The organism is Roseateles sp. 22389, assembly GCF_052044995.1.
In the GTDB taxonomy this organism is placed as follows: Bacteria; Pseudomonadota; Gammaproteobacteria; order Burkholderiales; family Burkholderiaceae_C; genus Roseateles.
This window is the reverse complement of sequence record NZ_JBQEOF010000014.1, coordinates 96,696-119,854: the sequence shown is the minus strand read 5'-3', so window position 1 is coordinate 119,854 and position 23,159 is coordinate 96,696. Positions and strand designations below refer to the sequence as shown.

Below are 23,159 nucleotides of genomic sequence, written 5' to 3'. Positions count from 1 at the left end.
GAGCGGCGCGGCATTCGCACCGCCGCTGGTTGCGGAGATCACCAGCGACACCCCTTGTCGCGCGCGGCGTCGCGGACCAGCGGGACGACTGCCAGCAGCCCCTTGTCCGCGTAAGCCTTGCGGCAGTCCTGCTGCCCAGCCTTGCGCATCTCCTCGGCCAGCGGGTCCTTGTCCTCGGGCGGCTTGGGCAGCGCCTGGATCACGCCGGACGGCGAGCCGCGCGGCCGCATCGGGCCGCGCGATGGATTCATGTCGAGGTTCAGCTTCGGGGCGTTCGGCGGCGTCGAGGCGGGCGTCGCCACGTCGTGGCCCACGCGCGCGCCAGCGTCCGGCGCGCCGACGCTGGGCTGCGTCGTCGTCGCCGTGGTCGAGCCGTCCAGCGAGACGCGGTTGGCGGGCGTAGGCGAGGGCGTCGTCGCAGCTCTTGGCTGTGGAGGCGTCGTCTGGGCCGACGGCGTGGCGGTTGCCGCGGGCGCTGGGGTCGGCGTGGGCGTGGGCGTCGGCGTTGGCGCAGGAGTCGGCGGTGCCGTTGCCGTGGGCGTTGCCGCTGCTGCCGGCGCTGGCGTCGGCGGCGGCGCGGGCGCGGGGCTGGGCGCCGGTCGCGGCACCGGCGCTGGCGCGGCGGTCAAGGGCGGCAGTTCGGCAGGAGCCTTCAGTTCAGGCGGAATCGGCGCGGGCGCCGAGCGCTCGATCGGCGCGCGCTCGATCCGCCGCACCGTGGTCGGCGTCTCGCTGAGGATCGGGGCCGGCCGCTCCGGCAGCTGCAAGGTCGGCGAGGGCGCCTGGAGTGCGTCCGTCGGTGCTGCGGGGCGCAGTGGCGCGGCTTCGCGGGCCGGCGCGATCGGCGTCGGTGCCGCGGTCATCGCCTCGCCGGGCGTCGTGAGCGTGGTGATCGCCGGGGCCGGCTCGGGCGAAGGCGCTGGCGCCGCGGCCGGAGAGGGGGCTGGAGCGGGCGGCGGGGCCGGTGTGGGCGAGGGCGCCGGCACCCGCGCCGGAGTCGGTGCGGGCGTCGTGAGCGTGGGCGGCGGTGGGGCAGGTGTCGGTGTCGGAGCGGGCTTTGGCGTCGGCGTCGTTGCCGCCGGCGGTGCGCTGCGATCCGCGGGAGCGTCCTCCGTCAATTCATCGCCGGGCTGTTGGCGCCACTGGCCTTGGCGAGCGGCGCCCGGGGCCTTTCGCTGCTCGGGCGTCGGTGGCGTCTCCCGGACCGCGCCGCCGGAGCGCGGCTGCTTCGCATCGCCGACCGGGCCCCGCTCGGGCAGCACGACCGCGGGCGCGCCGGAGCCCGGCTCGTAGCGGTCGCCCTGCAGGCGCACGTTCAGCGGGCCCCAGACGCCTTCGCCGGGCTTGGCGGCGCCGCCCGGCGCATTGCCCACGACCAGCAGCACCAGCACGTGCAGCAGCACGGCCAGCAGCAGGGCCTGCCCCATCTGGTCGGGTGCTCGCAGCAGCGGTGTCGAGGCGGGATCGAGGACGGCGGACAAGGTGGATCGCGGCGGTCGGCGCTGGGGCGCAGCATAGCCGGGATCCCCAGGGCGCCGTGTCAGGGCTTGCCTTCGGAGAGGTGTCGTCGCGAGGGGCGCGGCGCGAAGACCGCCGTGACCACGGCGGCTGCGGCGCGAGCGGGCTCAGGTGCCCGCGTTGGCCTGGTTCAGGTCGGCGCGACGGGCGCCGGTGAAGCGTTTGGCCCAGTAGGCCTCGCGCATGTCCTCGACGCGGACCGCGCCGCCGACGCGCGGCGAGTGGATGAACTTGCCCTCGCCGACATAGATGCCGACATGCGAGAAGGTCGCGCGCATCGTGTTGAAGAACACCAGGTCGCCCGGCTTCAGGTCTTCCTTCTTGATCGGGACCAGGCTGGACAGCTTGGCCTGCTCGTCGGCGCGGCGCGGCAGCACCAGGCCCACGCTCATCTCGAAGATGTGGCGGGTGAAGCCGCTGCAATCGAAGCCGTTGCTGACCGAGTTGCCGCCGCGCTTGTACGGCACGCCCAGGAAATTCATCGCCGACAGGACCAGGTCGGAGGCCTTGTCGCGCACCTGGTTCAGCAGGCCCGGCGCGGCCGGATCGGCGCTCGGCGACAGCTGCTGCGCCTGCGCGACGATGCCGCGCTGCTGCAGGAAGCGGGCGACCGAGTCGCTGGCATTGGCGTTGGCATTGCCGACCGCGGCGCCCATCAAGGCGGTGGGTGGCAGCGCGGACGCGTTGGTGGTGGCGACGGGGGCAGGTGTTGCCGGTGCGGCGGCGACCAGCGCCGCGGTCGCGCCGGCGACGGCGGTCGTGGCGGCGGCGGTGCCTGCCGGCGTGCGCATCAGGCTCTGGCCGTAGGCGCCCATCATCGTGCCGGCCGGCGGCGCGGCTTCGGCGCGGGCATCGGCCTTGGCGTCCGGCGTCTTCGCCTCGGACCTGGCCGGCGCGGTTTTCTCCGAAGTCTTCTCTGCGGCTTTGTCTGCGGTCTTTTCCGCGACCTTCGCCTCCGGTTTGGCCGCGACGGCCTTGTCCGTGACGGCTTCCGCGGCGGTCGACGCCTTGTCGTCGTCGGCCTTGGCCTTGGAATCCTTGGCGCCGTTCTTCGACGCGACCGGCTTGGCGGCCTTCGTGTCCTTCGAGGCCTTGGCGGTCTTCGCGGTCTTCGCTTCGGGCTTCTTCTTCGCGGCCGGCTTGGCCGGCGCGGCCTTGGCTTGCGCTTTGGGCTTGTCGGTGGTGGACGACGTCGACTGTTGCGCCCAGCAACTTCCGCTGGCCAGGACGCAGATCAGCCCCAGTGCGGCCATGGCGCGCTGGAGCGAATTGCGAGAGGGGGCCGAGCGGGAGGGACGAACAGTTCTCATCGTTGTTGGGCGCGGAGACTAGGCACCATCTCCGTACCGGTCAAGCGCGAATGCCCGTGGGGCGGCGCCTGGCTAGGGAAAGTCCGGGCGTGGCCACGAGACCCTTCCCAGGAAAAACCCGGATTGGACCACAGGCCCTCCGCCAAACGTTGTGAACGAAAGTTTCAGCAAAGCTCGCGGTGCGAGGATCCGTGCGGAAGTCGCGCATTCGACATGAGGAGACCCCGATGACCGACAGCTATGCGGCGATGTACCGGCGCTCGATCGACGACCCGGACGGCTTCTGGGCCGAGCAGGCCAGGCGCATCGACTGGGAACGCCCGTTCGACCAGGTCTGCGACACCAGCCACCCGCCGTTCGCGCGTTGGTTCGTCGGCGGGCGGACCAACCTGTGCCACAACGCGGTCGATCGCCATGCCGCCACGCGGCCGGGCGACGCGGCGCTGATCTGGGTCTCCAGCGAGGTCGGGCAGGAGCGCGTCTACACCTTCTCCGAGCTCCAGGCCGAGGTCGAGGTGATGGCCGCGATGCTGGCCGGGCAGGGCGTGCGCGCCGGCGATCGGGTGCTGATCTACCTGCCGATGATTCCCGAGGCGGCGTTCGCGATGCTGGCCTGCGCCCGCCTCGGGGCGGTCCATTCGGTGGTGTTCGGCGGCTTCGCGAGTCATGCGCTGGCCAACCGCATCGACGACGCCGAGCCGGTGCTGGTCGTCAGCGCCGACGCCGGCAGCCGCAACGGGCGCATCGTGCCCTACAAGCCGCTGCTGGACGAGGCGATCCGCCTGGCCGCGCACAAGCCGGCGAAGGTGCTGATGATCGACCGCGGCCTGAGCCCGTTCGAGCGCGTCGCGGACCGTGACCTGGATCACGCCGCGCTGCGGGAGCGCCTGTGGGGCACGCGCGTGCCCTGCGAATGGCTGCCGTCGGACGCGATCAGCTACACGCTCTACACCAGCGGCACGACCGGGCGGCCCAAGGGCGTGCAGCGCGATGTCGGCGGCCATGCGGTCGCGCTGGCCACCAGCATGGCGCTCATCTACGACGGCCGCGCGGGCGAGACCTTCTTCTCGACCAGCGACATCGGCTGGGTCGTCGGCCACAGCTACATCGTCTACGGGCCCTTGATCGCCGGCATGGCGACGCTGATGTACGAGGGCACGCCGGTCAGCCCCGACGCGGCGGTCTGGTGGCGGCTGGTCGAGCAATACCGGGTGACGGTGATGTTCAGCGCGCCCACCGCGGTGCGGGTGCTCAAGAAGCAGGACCCGGCCTGTTTGACGCGGCACGACCTGTCCTCGCTGCGGGCGCTGTTCCTGGCCGGCGAGCCGCTGGACGAGCCCACCGCGCGCTGGATCGCCGACGCCATCGGCAAGCCCGTCATCGACAACTACTGGCAGACCGAGACCGGCTGGCCGATCCTGACGCTGGCGCGCGGCGTCGAGCCGGCGGCGCCGAAGTTCGGCTCGCCGGGCGTGCCGATGCCCGGCTACCGCGTGCAGCTGCTGGACGAGCAGACCGGCGCGGTGCTGGAGGCGCCGCATCAGAAGGGCCTGCTCGCGATCGCGTATCCGCTGCCGCCAGGCTGCATGCAGACCGTCTGGCGCGACGACGAGCGCTTCGTGCGCACCTACTGGTCGAGCGTGCCCGGCCGGCAGGTCTACTCGACCTTCGACTGGGCGCTGCGCGACGAGGACGGCTACTACTTCATCCTCGGCCGCAGCGACGACGTGATCAATGTCGCGGGCCATCGCCTCGGCACGCGCGAGATCGAGGAGTGCATCGCCGGCCATCCGGCGGTGGCCGAAGTCGCGGTGGTCGGGGTGGCCGATGCGCTCAAGGGCCAGGTCGCGATGGCCTTCGCGGTGCTGAAGGATCCGGCGCGTGCCGCGACGCCGCAGGCGGCGCTGGCCCTGGAGGGCGAGATCCTCAAGCGCGTCGACCAGCAGCTCGGCGCGGTGGCGCGGCCGTCGCGGGTGCGCTTCGTCCAGCTGCTGCCCAAGACCCGCTCGGGCAAGCTGCTGCGGCGCGCGATCCAGGCGGTGTGCGAGCAGCGCGATCCGGGCGACCTCATCACGCTGGACGATCCCGCCGCCCTGCTGCAGATCCGCGAGCTGGTCGCGGGCGCCGGCTGACCGCGTCAGCGGCCCAGCAGGGCGCGCCAGTCCTCGCGGATGAAATGCACGACCGCGTCTTCGTGATGCGCGCCGATGATGCGGTGGGCAGCCAGCTTCACGTCGTCGCTGGCATTCGACACCGCGATCGCATGGTGCGCCGATCGCAGCATCGTCAGGTCGTTGACCTGATCGCCGAAGACCACCAGCTCGCGCTCATGCAGCGCATAGCGCTGCGCCAGCGACGCGATCGCCTGGTCCTTGCTGGCGCGGCGGTCGTGCACGTTCAGCCAGGGCCAGCCCGGCATGTAGATGTCCTCGGCCAGGTGCGTCGTCACCAGGTCGCCGCAGGTGGCGAGGATCTCGGCCTGCAGCGCCTCCAGCGGCTCCGCGCGGCCGACGACGAGCAGCGTCACCAGCGGGTCCGCCAGTTGGTCCTGCAGCCGGTCCACATGGCGCAGCCGCGGGTCGGCGTTGCGCTGGCGCTCGGTGACGAAGCGCTGCTGGCCCTCGTTCTGGACCTCCTGCCAGAACAGCTGGTCGCCCTTGGCGCCGTGCGTCGCGATGAAGGGCATCAGGCCGTGGCGGCGCACCAGCGCGAAGATCGCCTGGCCGAGCGCCGGCTCCATCGCGTTGACCAGCTCATGGCGGCCGGTGCGCAGGTCGCTGATGTAGGCGCCGTTGGACGAGACCACCGGCAGCGAGATCGGCAATCCCTCGAGGATGCGGGCGATCGAGACCACGTGCCGCGCGCTGGCGACGGTGAAGGCCAGGCCTTCGGCCAGCAGTTCGGTCAGGCCGGCCCGGGTGGTGTCGGAGAGCCGGGCCTGCGGGTCGAGCAGGGTGCCGTCGAGATCGGAAACGTAAAAGCGCATGGGTCCTGAGCGGCCGGAAGAGCGCCGCGATAGGCGCACATCCTACGCCGGCCCGGTTCGATACTTGCCGGATGCCGCCCATGCCTCCCTCCTCGACGACACCGCTGGACGCGCTCGGCCGCCCGGTCCTCGACGACGCCACGCGCCGCTGGCTGCCGTGGGTGGTCGCGCTCGCGTTCTTCATGCAGACGCTGGACACGACCATCCTCAACACCGCGCTGCCCGGCATGGCGCGCGACCTCGGCGAGGATCCGCTGCGGATGCAATCGGCCGTCGTGGCCTACCTGCTGACGGTGGCCCTGCTGATCCCCGCTTCGGGGTGGCTGGCGGACCGCTTCGGGACGAGGACGGTGTTCTTGTGGGCGATCGGGCTGTTCAGCCTGGGCTCGCTGGCCTGCGCGGTGTCGCCCAGCCTGCACGTGCTGGTCGCTGCGCGGGTGGTGCAGGGCGTCGGCGGCGCGCTGCTGGTGCCGGTGGGGCGGCTGGTGGTGCTGCGGGCCTTCCCGAAAGGCGAGTTCCTCTCGGTGATGACCTTCATCAGCCTGCCGGGGCTGGTGGGGCCGCTGCTGGGGCCGACGCTGGGCGGCGTGCTGACCCAGTACGCCAGCTGGCACTGGATCTTCCTGATCAACCTGCCGGTCGGCGTGGCGGGCGCCTGGGCCTGCCGGCGCTACATGCCGCAGATCAAGGGGCCGCTGGGCCGGCGCTTCGACTGGGGCGGCTACGGGCTGTTCAGCGTGGGGCTGATGCTGCTGTCGCTGGCGCTGCAGGGCTTCGGCGAGCACGTGGTCAACGTGGCCGTGTGCTTCGTGATGCTGGTGGCGGGCGTGGCCTGCATGATGGCCTACTGGCTGCATGCGACGCGCGCCGACGAGCCGCTCTTCTCCCCCGCGCTCTTCGCCGTGCCGACCTTCCGCATCGGGCTGCTGGGCAATGTGTTCGCGCGGCTGGGCAGCGGTGCGACGCCCTTCCTGACGCCGCTGTTCCTGCAGGTGGGGCTGGGCTTCTCGCCCAGCGAGGCCGGCTTGTCGATGATCCCCTCAGTGCTGGGCGCGATGTTCACCAAGACGCTGGCCATCCGCCTGATCAAGCGCGCCGGCTACCGCCGCGTGCTGATCGTCAACACGCTGCTGCTGGGCGTGCTGATCGCCAGCTTCGCGCTGATTCCGCGCGGCGTGGGGCATGTCTGGCTGGCGATCCACCTGGGCCTGTTCGGCATGATCAACAGCATGCAGTTCACCGCGATGAACACGCTGACGCTGGGCGACCTCGACGGGCGCACCGCCAGCGCGGGCAACAGCCTGCTGGCGGTGGTGATGCAGCTGTCGATGAGCCTGGGCGTGGCGACCTCCAGCGCCTTCCTGCTGCTGTTCTCGCACGGCCTGGCGCGCACCGAGGGCGCCGCCATCGTGCCGGCCTTCCACGGCACCTACCTGGCGCTGGGCGCGATGGCCGCGATGGCGGCCTTCATCTTCCACCAGCTGCGCCGCGACGAGGGCGCGGCCGAGGAGACCGTGCGGTCCAAGCTCACGCCCGAGGACTGATCGCGCCCCACTTCGCCCCTATTCGCGGGCAAGAAAAAGCCACCCCGAGGGGTGGCTTTGTCGTCATGGGGCAGGGAAGGGCTCAGAGCACCTCGGACGCGAAGTCCGCGAGTCTGGAGCGCTCGCCACGGGCCAGCGTCACATGGCCGCTGTGGGCCCAGCCCTTGAACTTGTCGACCGCGAAGGTCAGGCCGGAGCTGCCTTCGGTGAGGTAGGGCGTGTCGATCTGCGCCAGGTTCCCCAGGCAGACGATCTTGGTGCCCGGACCCGCGCGCGTGATCAGCGTCTTCATCTGCTTGGGCGTCAGGTTCTGGGCCTCGTCGATGATCACGTACTTGTTGAGGAAGGTGCGCCCGCGCATGAAGTTCAGGCTCTTGATCTTGATCTTGCTGCGCACCAAGTCGTTGGTGGCCGCGCGACCCCACTCGCCGGCGGTGCTGTCGCCGCGCGCCAGCACTTCCAGGTTGTCGTCGAGCGCGCCCATCCACGGGCCCATCTTTTCCTCTTCCGTGCCCGGCAGGAAGCCGATGTCCTCACCGACCGGGACGGTCACGCGGGTGACGATGATCTCGCTGTAGCGGCGTTCGTCGAGCACCTGCGACAGGCCGGCGGCCAGCGTCATCAGCGTCTTGCCGGTACCGGCCGAGCCGGTCAGCGTGACGAAGTCGCAGTCCGGATCCATCAGCAGGTTGAGCGCGAAGTTCTGCTCGCGATTGCGCGCGGTCACGCCCCACACCGAATGCTTCTGGTGGCCGTAGTCCTTCAGCGTGCGCAGCACCGCGGTCTTGCCGGTGATCTCCTGCACCTTGGCGTACAGCGGCGCGGCGCCGGGCGCCTCCAGGTAGATGAGCTGGTTCACGAGCAGCGTCGGCACCAGCGGGCCGCTGATCCGGTAGAAGGTGGTGCCGCCTTGCTGCCAGCTCTCCATCGTCTTGCCGTGGCGCTCCCAGAAGTCCGCCGGCAGCGCCTGCACGCCGGTGTAGAGGAGGTCGGAGTCCTCCAGCGTCTTGTCGTTGCGGTAGTCCTCCGCCGGCAGGCCCAGCGCGCGGGCCTTGATGCGCATGTTGATGTCCTTGGACACCAGCACCACCTCGCGGCCGGGTTGCTGCGCCTTGAGCGCCTGCACCACACCCAGGATCTGGTTGTCCGCCTTGCCTTGCGGCAGGCCCTGGGGCAGCGGGGTGTCGAACAGCGTCGTCTGGAAGAAGAGCTTGCCGCCGGCCTCGCGGTGGCCGGTCTGGTCCAGCGGCAGGCCCTTGGACATCTCCTCGATCGAGCTCGACTTGAGCGAGGCGGCCAGCGCGTCCAGGTCGCGGCTGACCTGGCGCACGTTGCGGGCGACCTCGGTCATGCCCTTCTTGTGGCCGTCCAGTTCCTCGAGCGTGATCATCGGCAGGTAGATGTCGTGCTCCTCGAAACGGAACAGCGACATCGGGTCGTGCATCAGCACATTGGTGTCGAGCACGAACAGCTTGGCCTCGCCCGCCGGCTTGCGCGCCTTGGCGCGGCCGGTGGCGGTCTTCCTGGCGGGGGCCTTGGCCGGCGCCGGCGGCACCAGCGCCAGCGACGGCGATCCGCCGCCGCGGGCCTCGACCGGCTCGGCGCGCGAGCGCGCGGCGGCGGGCGGCAGGGCCGGGGCCGATGCCGGCAGGGCGGTCTCGGCGACGTTCGCCGAGTGGGCGGCGATGGTGGCGGACGGTTTGGCCTCGAGCGCGGGAGGGCGTTTGCTGGGCGACAGGTCGGTCGCGTAGGCGTCGGAATCTAGGCGGCTGGCGCGCTTGGTCGGAGGCTTGGGCAGTGGCATGTGCGGGGGTGGCGGGCTGGCGTGATGAGCCTGGGTCCACGCGGACCAGGGGTCATGCCCCAGGCCTGACGGGCGGTGGCGATGCCGGAGGTATCGGCGGCATCGGGGGCCTCGAACTCGCCAGCGGGCCCCAGAAGACAAAAAGCCGCACCGGGGGCGGTGCGGCTCGTCCTTGGGGATTCAATCGCTGCGATCAGGCACAGGGGCATGCGGCCGATTATGCACAACTCGCCGCGCGTGCCCATGACGGACAGATGGCGGCGTTGCTGTCAGACGGCGTCTCGCGCGAGTCAGCGCAAACCCGGGATGCGAGGCAGCGGAATCGGTGGTCCGATGCGAGATTCCGCGACCCTGGCCGGATCGCGGCGTCGATCAGGCGGCTTCCTTCTTCAGCGCCTTGACGGCCTTGAGCACTTCGTCGACGTGGCCGGCGACCTTGATGCCGCGCCATTCCTCGCGCAGGATGCCCTGGGCATCGATCAGGAAGGTCGAGCGCTCGATGCCCTTGACCTTCTTGCCGTACATGATCTTGTTCTTCACCACACCGAACATGTGGCAGAGCTTTTCCTCGGTGTCGGCGATCAGTTCGAAGGGCAGTTCCAGGTTCTGCTTGAACTTGTCATGCGAGGCCATGTTGTCGCGGGACACCCCCAGCACGACGGCGCCGGCCTTCACGAAGTCCTTGTGATGGTCGCGGAACTGCATCGCTTCGGTGGTGCAGCCCGGGGTGTTGTCCTTCGGGTAGAAGTACAGCACCACGACCTTGCCCAGAAAGGCTTGGGGTGTGAACTTCACGCCTCCCGTGGCAAGAGCTTCAATGTCCGGGAGGGGTTTGTTGAGCGCTGGCGTCATGTGGCGTTCTTCAGAGAGATGTGCCCGGGCGGGCATAGCCAGCGATTATACGTTGAATGGGTCGTCTCTCTCCCCGGCTGACCTGGACGAGCCAATGCGCTCCCAGAGAGAGGGAGGCCGGACGGGGAGCCGCGGCCGGTCGCGGCCGGCGGGCGCTCAGGGCTCGATGAGCAGCGCGGCCAACACGGCGCGGCCTTCGCTCGCCAGCACGTTGTAGGTGCGGCAGGCGGCGCCGATGTCCATGGTCTCCATGCCGATGCGGGCGTCGATCAGCGCGCGATACAGCGCCGGCCGCGCGAAGCGGATCTTCGATCCGCTGCCGAAGATCACCAGCTCGGGCTTGCGTTTGAGGATGCGCTCGAAGTGCGCTTCGGTCAGGTCATCGAAGCGGGTGACGTCCCAGTCCTCGGGCTGCCCTTGCCAGGGCACGAGCACGCTGTGCGCCTGCTCGACACCGTTGACCCACACATGGTGCAGGTCGTGCTTGGAGATCATGTTGCCGCCCAGCGGCTGGTCGGGTTGAAATTTCATTGAGGCTGATTCTGGCAGCGACGGAGGGTGGCGCCGCGCGGCCGTGCGATTACCCGCGATAACCCTGTGTTTAAATCGACGGTCCCGATTTTCCCCTGTGTATTCCAGGAGCCATCTTGAGAACCGTCACCAAGTCCAGCAAATTGGCCAATGTCTGTTATGACATCCGCGGACCCGTGCTGGACAAGGCCCGGCAGATGGAGGAAGAGGGCCAGAAGATCATCAAGCTGAACATCGGCAATATCGCCGCCTTCGGCCTGATGCCGCCGGACGAAATTGTCCAGGACATGATCCGCAACCTGCCCGACGCGGCCGGCTACACGGATTCCAAGGGCCTGTTCGCGCCGCGCAAGGCGGTGGTCCATTACTGCCAGGAAAAGGGGATTCGCGGCGTCGCGGTCGACGACGTGTACCTGGGCAACGGCGCGTCCGAGCTGATCGTGATGGCGCTCAACGCGATGCTGGACAACGGCGACGAGGTGCTGCTGCCCGCGCCGGACTACCCGCTGTACACCGCCGCGGTTGCGCTCTCGGGCGGCAACCCGGTGCATTACGTTTGCGACGAATCCAGCGACTGGTTCCCCGACATCGCCGACATCAAGTCCAAGATCACGCCGCGCACGAAGGCGATCGTCGTGATCAACCCGAACAACCCGACCGGTGCGCTCTATCCCGAGCCGCTGCTGCGCGAGATCGTCGAGATCGCGCGCCAGCACCAGCTGATCATCCTGGCCGACGAGATCTACGACAAGACGCTGTACGACGGCAACGTGCACACCAGCATCGCGTCGCTGTCCGACGACGTGCTCACGCTGACCTTCAACGGCCTGTCCAAGAACTACCGCAGCTGCGGCTACCGCGCCGGCTGGATGGTGGTCTCCGGCGACAAGCGCCATGCGCTGGACTACATCACCGGCCTGAACATGCTGGCCTCGATGCGGCTGTGCGCCAACACGCCGGGCCAGCTCGCGATCCAGACCGCGCTGGGCGGCTACCAGTCGATCAAGGACCTGGTGGCGCCGGGCGGCCGCCTGGCGCGCCAGCGCGACCTCGCCTACGAGCTGCTGACGCAGATCCCGGGCGTGAGCGTCGTCAAGCCCAAGGCCGCGCTCTACATGTTCCCCCGCCTCGACCCCAAGATCTATCCGATCGAGGACGACCAGCAGTTCGCCTACGAGCTGCTGGCCGAGGAGAAGGTGCTGATCGTCCAGGGGACGGGCTTCAACTGGAAGTCTCCCGATCATTTCCGGCTCGTGTTCCTGCCCAACACCGACGACTTGCGTGAAGCCGTCGGCCGCATCGAGCGCTTCCTGGGCACCTATCGCAAACGCCACGGCCGCTGACCCCTCGACCTCCTGAAAGACACATGACGATGAACCCGATCAAAGTTGGCCTGCTGGGCATTGGTACCGTCGGCGGCGGCACGTTCCAGGTGCTGCGCCGCAACCAGGAAGAGATCCGCGGCCGCGCGGGTCGCGGCATCAAGATCGCGATGGTGGCCGACCTGGACGTCGAGCGCGCCAGGAGCATCGTCGGCGACGCCTGCACGGTGGTGGCGGACGCGCGCGAGGTGATCGCGAATCCGGAGATCGACATCGTCGTCGAGCTGATCGGCGGCTATGGCATCGCGCGCACGCTGGTGCTGGATGCGATCAAGGCCGGCAAGCACGTGGTGACGGCCAACAAGGCGTTGCTGGCGGTGCATGGCAGCGAGATCTTCGCCGCCGCGCGCGAGCAGGGCGTGATGGTCGCCTTCGAGGCCGCGGTGGCCGGTGGCATCCCCATCATCAAGGCGCTGCGCGAGGGCCTGACCGCCAACCGCATCGAGTGGATCGCCGGGATCATCAACGGCACGACCAACTTCATCCTGTCGGAGATGCGCTCCAAGGGCCTGGACTTCGCGACGGTGCTGAAGGAGGCGCAGCGGCTGGGTTATGCCGAGGCCGATCCGACCTTCGACATCGAGGGCGTGGACGCCGCGCACAAGGCCACGATCATGAGCGCGATCGCGTTCGGCATCCCGGTGCAGTTCGAGCAGGCCCATGTCGAGGGCATCACGGCGCTGCAGGCGACCGACATCAAGTACGCCGAGCAGCTCGGCTACCGCATCAAGCTGCTGGGCATCGCGCGCCGTCGCGACCGTGGCATCGAGCTGCGCGTGCATCCGACGCTGATTCCGGCGAACCGCCTGATCGCCAACGTCGAGGGCGCGATGAACGCGGTGCTGGTGCAGGCCGACGCGGTCGGCACGACGCTGTACTACGGCAAGGGCGCGGGCGCGGAGCCGACGGCTTCGGCGGTGATCGCCGACCTGGTCGACATCACGCGCCTGGCGACGGCCGATCCGGACCACCGCGTGCCGCACCTGGCCTTCCAGCCGGACGCGATGAACGACACGCCCATCCTGCCGATGGAGCAGGTGCAGACCGCGTTCTACCTGCGCCTGCGCGTGGCGGACCAGGCGGGCGTGCTGTCGCGCATCACCACCATCCTGGCCGAGCACGAGATCAGCATCGATGCGGTGCTGCAGCGCGAATCGGCCGAAGGCGAGAGCCAGACCGACCTGATCATCCTGACGCACGACACGCAGGAAGGCCGCATGAGCGAGGCGCTGGCGAAGATGCAGGCGCTGGAGACGGTGCTCGCGCCGATCGTGAAGCTGCGCAAGGAAGAGCTGGCGTGAAGTACCTGAGCACCCGCGGCGACAAGACCGAGCGCCACTTCTGCGACATCCTGCTGGAGGGCCTCGCGCCCGATGGCGGGCTGTACCTGCCCACCGCCTATCCGCGGATCGACGCCGCGACGCTCGCGCGCTGGCGCGGGCTGTCGTATGCCGACCTGGCCTTCGAGATCCTGTCGCTCTACATCGACGACATCCCGGCCGTGGACCTGAAGGCGATCGTGCATCGCACCTACACCGAGGCCGTCTTCGGCACGCCGCAGATCACGCCGCTCAAGCCACTGGCGCCGGGGCTGGCGCTGGTCGCGCTGTCCAACGGGCCGACGCTGGCCTTCAAGGACATGGCGATGCAGCTGCTGGGCCAGCTGTTCGAGTACGAACTGGGCCGCCGCGGCGAGACGCTGAACATCCTGGGCGCGACCTCGGGCGACACCGGCAGCGCCGCGGAGTACGCGATGCGCGGCAAGGCCGGCATCCAGGTCTTCATGCTCAGCCCGCACGGTCGCATGAGCCCGTTCCAGCAGGCGCAGATGTTCAGCCTGCAGGAAGCCAACATCCACAACATCGCCGTGCAGGGCGTGTTCGACGACTGCCAGGACATCGTCAAGGCGGTCTCGAACGACCTCGCGTTCAAGCGCGGCCACCGCATCGGCACGGTCAACTCGATCAACTGGGCGCGGCTGCTGGCGCAGGTCGTCTACTACTTCGCGGCCTACTTCCAGGCGACGAAGACCGACGCGGAGCGGGTCAGCTTCACCGTGCCCTCGGGCAACTTCGGCAACGTCTGCGCGGGCCACGTGGCGCGCATGATGGGCCTGCCGATCGAGCAACTGGTCGTCGCGACCAACGAGAACGACGTGCTCGACGAGTTCTTCCGCACCGGCGTCTACCGTCCGCGCGGCGCCGAGCACACGCTGGAGACCTCGAGCCCGTCGATGGACATCTCCAAGGCCAGCAACTTCGAGCGCTTCGTGTTCGACCTGCTGGATCGCGACGCGGCGCGCGTGAATCGGCTGTTCGGCGAGGAGCTGGCGGCCAAGGGCTGCTTCGAGATCACCGCCGAGGAGCGCGCGCGCATCGGCGAGCGCTACGGCTTCGTCTCGGGCCGCAGTACGCATGAAGACCGCGTCGCGACGATCCGCCAATGCCATGCGCAATACGGCGTGATCATTGACACGCACACCGCCGACGGCTTGAAGGTGGCGCTCGACAAGCGTCAGCCCGGCGTGCCGATGCTGGTGCTGGAGACGGCGCTGCCGGCCAAGTTCGCCGCGACCATCGAGGAAGCGCTGGGCCTGGTCCCGCCGCGGCCCGCCGCGCTGGACGACCTCGAGTCGCGCCCCAAGCGCGTGACCGTGCTGCCGGTCTCCGTCGACCAGGTCAAGCAGTTCATCGTCGACCATGTCTGACGCCAAGCCCGCTCCGACCGCTGGCGCCGCGGCGCAGCGCGCGCCGATGCTGCCGATGGAGGACGCGCTGCAGCGCCTGCTGTCGCAGGTGACGCCGTTGGGGCGGACCGAATCCGTGTCGACGCCGCTGGCGCGCGGGCGCGTGCTGGCGCAGGACCTGGTGTCGCCGCTGGACGTGCCGCCTTACGACAACAGCGCGATGGACGGCTACGCGATGCGCGCGGCCGACGTGTCCGCGCTGGGCGGCGAAGGCGCGGTGCTGCCGGTGTCGCAGCGCGTGGCGGCGGGCTCGGTGCCGTCACCGCTGCAGCCCGGCACGGCGGCGCGGATCTTCACCGGCGCGACCGTGCCGGAAGGCGCCGACGCGGTGCTGATGCAGGAGATGTGCGAGGCCTTGCCCGAGAGCGGCACCGGCCTCGGCCAGGTGCGCATCAACGCGCCGCTCGTCGCGGGCCTGCACATCCGCCGCCGTGGCGAGGACCTGCGCGTCGGCCAGCCGGTGCTGGGCGCCGGCATGCGGCTGAATGCCGCCTCGCTGGGCCTGGCCGCGACCGCCGGCGCGGCGGCGCTGACGGTGGCGTCCCGGCCGCGCGTCGCGCTGTTCTCAACCGGCGACGAGCTGGTGCTGCCCGGCGAGCCCCTTGGCCCCGGCCAGATCTACAACTCCAACCGCACGACGCTGCATGCGCTGCTGCTGGCCATGGGCTGCGAGGTGCGGGATCTGGGCATCGTGCCGGATTCGCTCGAGGCGACCCGCGCGGCGCTGCGCGACGCGGCCCGGGACGCGGACCTCATCCTCAGCTCGGGCGGCGTCTCCGTCGGCGAGGAGGACCACCTCAAGCCCGCGCTGGAGTGCGAAGGCCGGCTGGACCTCTGGCAGATCGCGATCAAGCCGGGCAAGCCGCTGGCCTTCGGCGAGGTGACCAGCCAGGGCGGCCGCACCTGGTTCATGGGCCTGCCCGGCAATCCGGTGTCGAGCTTTGTGACCTTCCTGCTGTTCGTGCGGCCGGTGCTGCTGCGCCTGCAGGGCGCGACGCAGCTGACGCCGCGCGGTTTCCAGCTGCCGGCCGAGTTCACCTGGACCAAGGCGGACAAGCGCCGCGAGTTCCTGCGCGCGAAGCTCAGCGACGCGGGCGGGCTGCAGTTGTTCGGCAACCAGAGCTCCGGCGTGATGAGTTCGGCCGCCTGGGCCGACGGTCTGATCGACCTGCCGCCGGGCAGCACCGTCGAGCCCGGACAGTTGCTGCGCTTCCTGCCGTTCAACGAGCTGTTCTGACCGGCCGCGCCGCTGCGGCCGGACCGCGACTTCCTTCGACAAGCTGACCGAGATGACGATCACCGTGCGCTACTTCGCTTCGCTGCGCGAGGCCCTGGGGACCGACGAGCGCATCGCGCATCACGCCGGTGCGACGCTGGGCTCGATCCGCGACGCGCTGATCGCGAGCGACGCGGCGCATGCCGAGGCGCTGGCGCGCGGGCGGGCGATCCGCTGCGCGCTGAACCAGCAGATCCTGCCGGAGGACACGCCGGTGAAGGACGGGTCGGAGGTCGCGTTCTTCCCGCCGGTGACGGGCGGGTGATCCGCGCTCAACGCGACGCCCTGGCCTGGATCCGCGCCGCCACCGCCTCGCCCTGCGTGAACGCCTCCTCGAACACCGAGTAGCCGGCGAGGTCCGCATGCGCGAACTGCAGCCGGCCCTGCGCCCGCTCGCGCAGCGCGGCCAGCGCGGGTGAGCCGCGCAGGCCCGGATGCGGGATGCTCATCGCGTGGCCATAACGCATCAGCTCGATGCGCTGCAGCCGTTCCGGCAGGTCGGGGTGCAGCGGCGCGAGATCCGCCAGCACGCGACCGGCCCAGGCGCGCCAGTCGTCCTGCAGCAGGTCGCGGCGCTGCGACTCGCGCAGCGCGCGATAGGCGGTCAGCACCAGCGGTCCGCGGCTGGGATCCAGGTCCTGCTGGCCGGCATTGACGTAGCCCAGCGCCTCGCCGCCATAAGCGACGTTGTCCCAGGACAGCGGCGCGCCCAGCCGCTCCAGCGGCGGCGCGTCGAGCAGCAGGTTGGCGACCAGCCACGGCGCGTAGCGCATGCCGCGCGCGGCCTCGGTCAGCGCGGCCGGCGGCTGCTCCACCAGCCGCGCGGCGATGAACAGCGGCATCGCCATCACGACCTGGTCGGCCTCCCACCGCTCCGCGTGTCGCGCCGCCTCGTTCCAGGCCAGCACCTGCACGCCGTGCCGTTCCTCGCGCACGCGCAGCGCGGTCCGGCCGCCGTGGAAGGCCTCGGCCAGCGGCGCGGCCAGGCGCTCCGACAACCAGCCGTTGCCTTGCGGCCAAGTCAGCACGGCCTCGCGCTCCTCGCCGCTCATGAAGCCATGGCGGCTGCCGAAGTAATGCAGGCCGGCCCAGGCCGACACCTGCGTGGCGTCCGCGCCGTAGTCGTCGCGGCAGCAGTAGTCGAGGTACCAGCGCAGCGGCGCCGCGGTCAGCTGGTGTTCGTCGAGCCACGTGGCGAAGGTCCTGGCATCCAGCGACTGGTGCGCCGCGGTCCAGGCGTGATGCGTACTGGGCATCGCGAAGCCGACCTCGCGCCGCGCCTGCTCGACCAGCTCGCCGAAGCGGCGGTACTGCGCCTGGACCTCGGGCGACTCCGCGGGTGGCAGCAGGCCGTCGACCCATTGGTCCCGCCACCACAGCCGCTCCTGCGGGCTGTGGCACAGCCAGCGCTCCTCATAGACCCAGCGGCCATGTTCCTCGCGCGCGAGGCCCAGATCCTCCAGCAGCGCCCGCACCTCGACGGCCTCGGGCCCGGGCGTGGGCAGGTAGTGCGCGCCGAGCGGGCAGCGCAGGCCCTCGCCGAGCGCCGGCCCGGCGGCGATGCGGTGGCCGCGGCTGTTGCCGCCGGGGACGTCCTCCACGTCCAGCAGCGCGACGTCGACACCGCGCAGTCGCAGCCGCCGCGCGCAGGCCAGGCCGGCGATGCCGGCGCCCAGCACCAGCACCTGCGCGCGCCGGGGCGGCGCGGTGGCGGTCGACCAGTCGGGCAGGGCGCCGCGCAGCCGATGACCGCGCTCCCAGTTCGCGCCGGTCCAGCCGCCGGGCAGCCCGGCCAGCCGCTCGGCCAGGCGGTCGGCGACGGGGCGCGCATCGCGCCCGCAGGCGGACAGCATCGGCAGCAGCGCGGCCGCCGTCGCGCGCACGAGCAGGTCGCGCCGCTTCAATGCAGCTTGCCCCATTCGCGTTCGAACTCGTGGACCAGCACCTGGTTGGACAGCCGGTTCACCTCCAGGCCCGAAGGGCGCGCCATGTCCGGCGGGAAGCTCATCAGCGCGGGCAGGCTCTCCAGGCTCAGGAAGCGCAGGCCCGGCGGCAGTTGCCGGGGCATGGACCAGGGCCGGCGGCTCGCCAGCACATAGCCCCATTCGCCAAAGCTCGGCACATGCGCGTGGTAGGGCGTCGCCGTCAGGCCCACCGACTCCACCGTGGTCACCACGGTCCAGTAGGCGCGCGGCGCCACCAGCGGCGAGGTCGCCTGGATCACCGCGTAGCCGGAGGCCGCCAGGTGCTGGTCCACCAACCTGTAGAAGCTGGCCGTGTACAGCTTGCCCAGCGCGAAATTGCTGGGGTCGGGGAAGTCGATGACGATGACGTCGAAGCTCGCCTGCGAGGCCTCGAGCCAGCCGAAGGCGTCGGCGTTGACGATCTCCAGCTTGGGGCTGCGCAGCGCGTCCTGGTTGAGCTGGCGCAGCAGCGGCATCGTCGAGAACAGCGTGGTCATGTGCGGGTCCAGTTCGACCAGCGTGACGTGCTCGACGCTCGGGTAGCGCAGGATCTCGCGCACCGCCATGCCGTCGCCGCCGCCCAGCACCAGCACGCGGCGGGGCGCGCCCTGCGCGGCCATCGCGGGATGGACCAGGGCCTCGTGATAGCGGTACTCGTCGCGCGAGTGGAACTGCAGGTTGCCGTTGAGGAACAGCCGCGTGCCGCCGGCGCCCTGCGTCACGACGATGCGCTGGTAGCTGCTGCTTTCCTTGAACACGATCTGCTCGCCGTAGAAGCGGTCCTCGGCCCAGGTGCTGAGGCGGTCGGCGCCGGCCATCGCGGCGGCCAGCAGCGCGATGGCCACGGCGCAGGTCAGCGCATGGGAGCGCCAGGCTCGCAGCTCGGCGCGGAACAGCCACAGCGCCCACACCGCCACGGCGACGTTGAGCAGCCCGAAGAACAGGCCGGTGCGCACCAGGCCCAGCTGCGGCACCAGCAGCAGTGGGAAGGCGACGGCCACCAGCAGCGCGCCGAGGTAGTCGAAAGTCAGCACCTGCGAGACCAGTTCCTTGAGCGCGTAGCGCTGGCGGAAGTGGCGCTTGAGGATGCGCATGACCAGCGGGATCTCCAGCCCGACCAGCGTGCCCACCAGCAGCACCAGGCCGTAGAGCAGCACGCGGAAGGCCAGCGCCTGCGAGGGCGGCAGCAGGCTGTGCACGGTGAACAGCGCCGCCGGCATCAGGCCGCCGATGACGCCCACCAGCAGCTCCAGGCGCAGGAAGTGCGCGACCAGCTGGCGGTCGATGTAGCGCGACAGCCAGGAGCCCAGGCCCATCGCGAAGAGGTAGGCGCCGATGATGGTGGAGAACTGCAGCACCGAGTCGCCGAGCAGGTAGCTGGCGAGCGCACCGGCGGCGAGCTCGTAGACCAGCCCGCAGGCGGCGATGACGAAGACGCTGGCCAGCAGCAGGACCTCGGCCATCGAGGCGCGGGCGCGCGTGCTGCCGGGGAACTCGGTGTCGCCGGCGGCGTCCGACGGGGACGCCGCGTCGGCGGTGGGGTCTTGGGACATGGGGCGCGAGGCTATCACGCGCCCGAGGTTCGCCCGGCCCCGGCTCCGGCCCGGGCATGGAGTGCCGGCCGGCGGGTTCCGCAGGGCCCGCGGGCTCAGGCGGCGGGAGGGATCTCGAAGAGATCGCGCCTCTCGCCATCGGGGAAGGCGCGTCGCTCGACCAGGCGTCCGCCCAGACGGGCCACCAGGGCGCGGGCGGGGTGGTTGTCGTCGCGCATGTAGGTCTGCACCGAAGGCCACTGCCAGACGCGATGGGCGTGGGCGACGACCAGCCGGGAAGCTTCCAGCGCGAGTCCTTGTCCACGCGCCTCGGGCAGCAACCACCAGGTGAGCTCGACCGGCCATCCCGGCCCCTGCCAGAAACCGCACATGCCGAGCACCGCGTCCTCGTCGCGGCGGCGGATCGCCCAGACGCCGAAGCCCTGCAGCGTCCAGACGCCGATGTCGAAGGCCAGCCGCGACCAGATGGCCGCCGGCGCCAGCGGGCCGCCATAGGCGCCCGACGCGTCGGCATCGGCATAGAAGCGCCGGTAGGCGTCCTCGCAGCGGCGGTCCGGGGGCGACAGGACCAGGCGTTCCGATTCGAGGGTGGGAATGTGCATCGTGAGTTTTCTCTTGGCGCTCCGTGGCCGCCGGCGCTCGGGACGGGACAGGGGCGGAAGCGGGGGAAGAAGAGGGCGGAAATGGACGGCGAACGGAGGCGAAAGGGTAACGCCCGTCGTGGATCGACCTACACGAGGTTCATCCGGTGCTGGATGGCGCGCCGATCGAGACGCCCGTACAACGGCGATACGGACCCGCCGGCCTGGATCGCCATGCCCGGGGCTCCGCCCCAAAGGACTCCCATGCTCAAGCGACGCACGATTGGAACGACTTCCCCGGCCCGGCTGCGCCGCTGGCTGGTGGCGGGCAACCTGGCGTTGGCGCTGACCCTGAGCGCGGCCGCCTGGCTGAGCCTGCGCAATGCCCGGGAAGGCGACGAAAGCGCGGCGCAGCTGACCGCGGAGAACCTGGCCGCGAGCATGAGCGGCGAGGTCGCCGCCGAGCTGCGCCTGATCGACAACGCGCTGGCCACGATGGCCGAGCGTTATGCGAAGACGGCGCACGCCGCCGACCGGACCCGCGTCCTGGCGCAGATGCTCGACGAGCAGCGCGAACTGCTCAGGCACGTCAGCGCCCTGCGGGTGGCGGATGCGACGGGCGAGGTGCTGGTCCACGGCGAGGCGCCGTCGGCGACGCCGATCCGCCTGGGCGACCGCAGCTACTTCGACCGGGCGCGCGCCCGCGACGCCACCGTCGTGTCCGAGCCGCTGCGCTGCCGCGTCACCGGCGAGTGGTGCATCGTGGCCGCCCGTCGCCTGATCAACGCGGACGGCCAGTTCGACGGCATCGTGCTGACCGAGCTGACCTCGGCTCACTTCGCCCAGCTCTTCTCCGGCATGGAGCTCGGCCGCTCGGGCGCGATGGCGATGCGCACGAACGACAGCTTCCTGCTGGTCGCGCGCCACTCCGTGTCCGAGCCCGGCTCGGTCAAGGGCCTGGGCGAGGCCATCGTCTCCGACGCCCTGCGCGTCAACCTCAAGCGCAATCCGGACCGCGGCTGGTACGTGACGCCCACCGCGCTGGATCGCGTCGAGCGCATCACCGCCTACCGCCGCGTGCCGGGCTACGCGTTCACGATGTACGCCGGCCTGAGCACCGGGGAGTACCTCGGCGCCTGGTACCGGCAATGCGCGGAACTCGCCGGGCTGGTCGCGCTGATGGTGGGCCTGATCGGCGGCGTCTCGGTGCAGCTCTACCGCGGGCAGAAGCGCGAGCACGACGGCCGGCTGGCCGCCGACCGCACCGCCCGCGAGCAGGCGCTGATGCTCGAGAACGACCTGATCGGCATGGCGCGGCTGAGGGACCGCGTGGTGCTCTGGGACAACCGGGCGCTGGGCCGGATCCTGGGGTATGCGCCCGGCGAGCTGCGCGGCCAGTCGATGCGCGAGCTCTACCTGGACGAGGCCACCTTCGACCACATCGGCCGGGTCGGCTACGCGGCGCTGCGGGCCGGCGGCCGCTTCCGCACGCAGGTGCAGATGCGCCGCAAGGACGGCACGCCGCTGTGGATCGACCTGAGCGGCAGCCTGGTCTCCGAGGACGAGAGCCTGTGGATGCTGGTCGACATCGACGCGCTCAAGCAGAGCGAGGAGAAGGCCTACGGCATGGCCTTCCGCGATGCGCTGACCGGGCTGCCGAACCGGCGGCTCTTCGAGGAGAAGCTGGTGGACGCCCAGGCCGCCGCGCTGCGGGCGGACCGGGGACTGGCGGTCTGCTACCTCGACCTGGACGGCTTCAAGCCGGTCAACGACCGCCATGGCCACGAGGCCGGCGACGAGGTGCTCCGGCAGGTGGCCGAGCGGCTGCAGCAGACGCTGCGCGCCAACGACATCGTGGCCCGCCTGGGCGGCGACGAGTTCGCGATCGTGCTGCCCGCCAGCGGCGACGCGGCCGGCGCGCGCGCGGTGCTGCAGCGTTGCCTGGCGGAGATCGAGCGGCCGATCGCGATCGGCGACGGACACCGGGTGACCATCAGCGCCAGCATCGGCGTCGTGCTGGCGCTCGGCACCTGCGACACGGCGACGGTGATGCGCGGCGCGGACGAGGCGATGTATGCCGCCAAGCGCGCCGGCAAGGGCCGTCTCCATTTCGGCGTGGCCGCAGGGCCGGCGGGCGGGCCGCCGCGCGGCGCGTCGGCATCAGCGCCGGCGCCGGCCGCCCGCGCGCTGTGGGTGGCATAGCGTCCCGTCGACGCGTGACGCGTCAACGCGCCTTCGCGCTGGTCGAGCTCATCGTGAACATCACCCACTCCGGCCGCACGTTGATGCGGATCGGGTAGATGCTCACGCCCAGGCCGCTGGTGATGTAGACCGGCTGCCGGCCGACGTCGACCCAGCCCCGCGTCTTGTCCTTCGGCCACCCGTGGGGCGCGACGACGGAGCCGTAGAACGGCACGCGCACCTGACCCCCATGCGTGTGGGCCGCGACCGTGAGGCCGGGAAGCGCCGGCAGGTCGAGCGCGCTGGCCGGGTCGTGCATCAGGACCAGGGCCTGCGCGCCGCGCGGCAGGCCGCGCACGGCGCGACGCGGGTCGCTGTGTCCGGACATGCGGTCGCCGATGCCCACCACCCACACCGCCGTACCCGGCAGCGGCACGGCCTCGTTGAGCAGCACCCGGATGCCGACGGCGCGCAGCGCGCGCGTGAAGCGCGGGCCGTCGGTCCACCAGTCGTGGTTGCCGAGCACCGCGTACACGCCATGCCGGGCGCGTAGCCGTCCGAGGATCGCGGCGATCTGCTCGGGCGTGGTGCCGTCCTCGCCGCGGCCATGGATGAAGTCGCCGGGCAGCAGCACGACGTCCGGCGCCGCGGCATTGATCGCGTCGACCACCGCCTGGGCGCGCGCCATCGTCATGACGTGGCGGAACTCGTGGGCGATGTGCCAGTCCGAGGCGACGGCGACCTTCAGTCCCGGAGGGCCTTGCCAATCGGGCACCGCGACCTGGACTTCCCGGGCGGCCACCCAGCGGGGTTCGATCAACAGGCCCCAGGCGGCCAGCAGCGCGGCGGCGAGAAGCAGGGACAGCAGCAAGGTCACGAACTGACGCAGCGCGGACAACAGCATCGAGGGGCTTGGGAGCGGCGGACGGTG

18 protein-coding genes are annotated in these 23,159 nt (G+C 70.8%); 8 read left to right on the top strand and 10 right to left on the bottom strand.

Features of this window, described 5'->3' with window-relative positions:
• Nucleotides 1–38: 38 nt before the first annotated feature.
• Together ACTJKJ_RS19060 and ACTJKJ_RS19055 are read right to left on the bottom strand one after the other, a co-directional pair.
• A complete protein-coding gene (locus tag ACTJKJ_RS19060) occupies nt 39–1,481 on the bottom strand; it encodes a hypothetical protein (protein ID WP_297384557.1) in 1,443 nt (480 codons plus the stop codon).
• A 144-nt stretch (nt 1,482–1,625) separates the two neighbouring features.
• Nucleotides 1,626–2,771 (bottom strand): C40 family peptidase, encoded by a 1,146-nt coding sequence (locus tag ACTJKJ_RS19055; RefSeq protein ID WP_404932497.1) that lies wholly within the window; start codon nt 2,769–2,771, stop codon nt 1,626–1,628.
• A 263-nt stretch (nt 2,772–3,034) separates the two neighbouring features.
• Here ACTJKJ_RS19055 and ACTJKJ_RS19050 point away from each other — a divergent pair, with 263 nt between their 5' ends.
• A complete protein-coding gene (locus ACTJKJ_RS19050; protein ID WP_440821408.1) occupies nt 3,035–4,960 on the top strand; it encodes a propionate--CoA ligase in 1,926 nt (641 codons plus the stop codon).
• Between the two features lie 5 nt (nt 4,961–4,965).
• Here the strand turns inward: ACTJKJ_RS19050 and ACTJKJ_RS19045 are convergent, their stop codons facing one another.
• Nucleotides 4,966–5,814, bottom strand: coding sequence for an HAD family hydrolase (locus tag ACTJKJ_RS19045; RefSeq protein ID WP_091723926.1), 849 nt, complete (start codon nt 5,812–5,814; stop codon nt 4,966–4,968).
• Nucleotides 5,815–5,894: 80 nt separating this feature from the next.
• Here ACTJKJ_RS19045 and mdtD point away from each other — a divergent pair, with 80 nt between their 5' ends.
• A complete protein-coding gene (gene mdtD, locus ACTJKJ_RS19040) occupies nt 5,895–7,358 on the top strand; it encodes a multidrug transporter subunit MdtD (protein WP_440821383.1) in 1,464 nt (487 codons plus the stop codon).
• Between the two features lie 82 nt (nt 7,359–7,440).
• Here the strand turns inward: mdtD and ACTJKJ_RS19035 are convergent, their stop codons facing one another.
• The 3 genes from ACTJKJ_RS19035 to ACTJKJ_RS19025 all read right to left on the bottom strand — a co-directional run bounded on the left by ACTJKJ_RS19035 (nt 7,441) and on the right by ACTJKJ_RS19025 (nt 10,545).
• On the bottom strand, nt 7,441–9,162 hold the full coding sequence (locus ACTJKJ_RS19035) for a PhoH family protein (protein WP_440821382.1): 1,722 nt from the start codon (nt 9,160–9,162) through the stop codon (nt 7,441–7,443).
• Nucleotides 9,163–9,534: 372 nt separating this feature from the next.
• A complete protein-coding gene (locus ACTJKJ_RS19030) occupies nt 9,535–10,014 on the bottom strand; it encodes a peroxiredoxin (protein ID WP_091723931.1) in 480 nt (159 codons plus the stop codon).
• A gap of 156 nt (nt 10,015–10,170) precedes the next feature.
• On the bottom strand, nt 10,171–10,545 hold the full coding sequence (locus ACTJKJ_RS19025) for an Mth938-like domain-containing protein (RefSeq protein ID WP_440821381.1): 375 nt from the start codon (nt 10,543–10,545) through the stop codon (nt 10,171–10,173).
• 116 nt (nt 10,546–10,661) lie between these two features.
• On the opposite strand from ACTJKJ_RS19025, the gene ACTJKJ_RS19020 reads away from it, so the two are divergent.
• From ACTJKJ_RS19020 to moaD, 5 genes are read left to right on the top strand one after another with little or no spacing between them, the layout of a single operon-like run.
• The gene (locus ACTJKJ_RS19020) at nt 10,662–11,888 is read left to right on the top strand and encodes a pyridoxal phosphate-dependent aminotransferase (protein WP_147242076.1); all 1,227 of its coding nucleotides are present in this window, start codon (nt 10,662–10,664) and stop codon (nt 11,886–11,888) included.
• Nucleotides 11,889–11,917: 29 nt separating this feature from the next.
• Complete coding sequence (locus tag ACTJKJ_RS19015; RefSeq protein ID WP_440821380.1) at nt 11,918–13,228, top strand: homoserine dehydrogenase; 1,311 nt, start codon at nt 11,918–11,920, stop codon at nt 13,226–13,228.
• Nucleotides 13,225–14,634 carry a threonine synthase gene (gene thrC, locus ACTJKJ_RS19010; protein ID WP_440821379.1) on the top strand — a complete coding sequence of 470 codons (1,410 nt, stop codon included), beginning with the start codon at nt 13,225–13,227 and terminating at the stop codon, nt 14,632–14,634. Before ACTJKJ_RS19015 ends, thrC begins: the two co-directional genes overlap by 4 nt.
• Complete coding sequence (locus ACTJKJ_RS19005) at nt 14,627–15,910, top strand: molybdopterin molybdotransferase MoeA (RefSeq protein WP_440821378.1); 1,284 nt, start codon at nt 14,627–14,629, stop codon at nt 15,908–15,910. Before thrC ends, ACTJKJ_RS19005 begins: the two co-directional genes overlap by 8 nt.
• A gap of 52 nt (nt 15,911–15,962) precedes the next feature.
• Complete coding sequence (moaD, locus tag ACTJKJ_RS19000) at nt 15,963–16,214, top strand: molybdopterin converting factor subunit 1 (protein ID WP_091723943.1); 252 nt, start codon at nt 15,963–15,965, stop codon at nt 16,212–16,214.
• 7 nt (nt 16,215–16,221) lie between these two features.
• On the opposite strand, the gene ACTJKJ_RS18995 is transcribed toward moaD, so the two are convergent.
• The 3 genes from ACTJKJ_RS18995 to ACTJKJ_RS18985 form a co-directional block, all read right to left on the bottom strand.
• A complete protein-coding gene (locus ACTJKJ_RS18995; RefSeq protein WP_440821377.1) occupies nt 16,222–17,868 on the bottom strand; it encodes an FAD-dependent oxidoreductase in 1,647 nt (548 codons plus the stop codon).
• Nucleotides 17,850–19,466: a polyamine aminopropyltransferase gene (locus ACTJKJ_RS18990; protein WP_440821376.1), complete on the bottom strand. Its 1,617-nt coding sequence runs from the start codon at nt 19,464–19,466 to the stop codon at nt 17,850–17,852. The genes ACTJKJ_RS18995 and ACTJKJ_RS18990 overlap by 19 nt, the downstream gene beginning before the upstream one ends.
• Nucleotides 19,467–19,561: 95 nt before the next feature.
• Nucleotides 19,562–20,068 carry a GNAT family N-acetyltransferase gene (locus ACTJKJ_RS18985; RefSeq protein WP_440821375.1) on the bottom strand — a complete coding sequence of 169 codons (507 nt, stop codon included), beginning with the start codon at nt 20,066–20,068 and terminating at the stop codon, nt 19,562–19,564.
• A 243-nt stretch (nt 20,069–20,311) separates the two neighbouring features.
• On the opposite strand from ACTJKJ_RS18985, the gene ACTJKJ_RS18980 reads away from it, so the two are divergent.
• Nucleotides 20,312–22,249 (top strand): diguanylate cyclase domain-containing protein, encoded by a 1,938-nt coding sequence (locus ACTJKJ_RS18980; RefSeq protein ID WP_440821374.1) that lies wholly within the window; start codon nt 20,312–20,314, stop codon nt 22,247–22,249.
• Nucleotides 22,250–22,271: 22 nt separating this feature from the next.
• On the opposite strand, the gene ACTJKJ_RS18975 is transcribed toward ACTJKJ_RS18980, so the two are convergent.
• Nucleotides 22,272–23,132: a metallophosphoesterase gene (locus ACTJKJ_RS18975; RefSeq protein ID WP_440821373.1), complete on the bottom strand. Its 861-nt coding sequence runs from the start codon at nt 23,130–23,132 to the stop codon at nt 22,272–22,274.
• Nucleotides 23,133–23,159 lie beyond the last annotated feature (27 nt).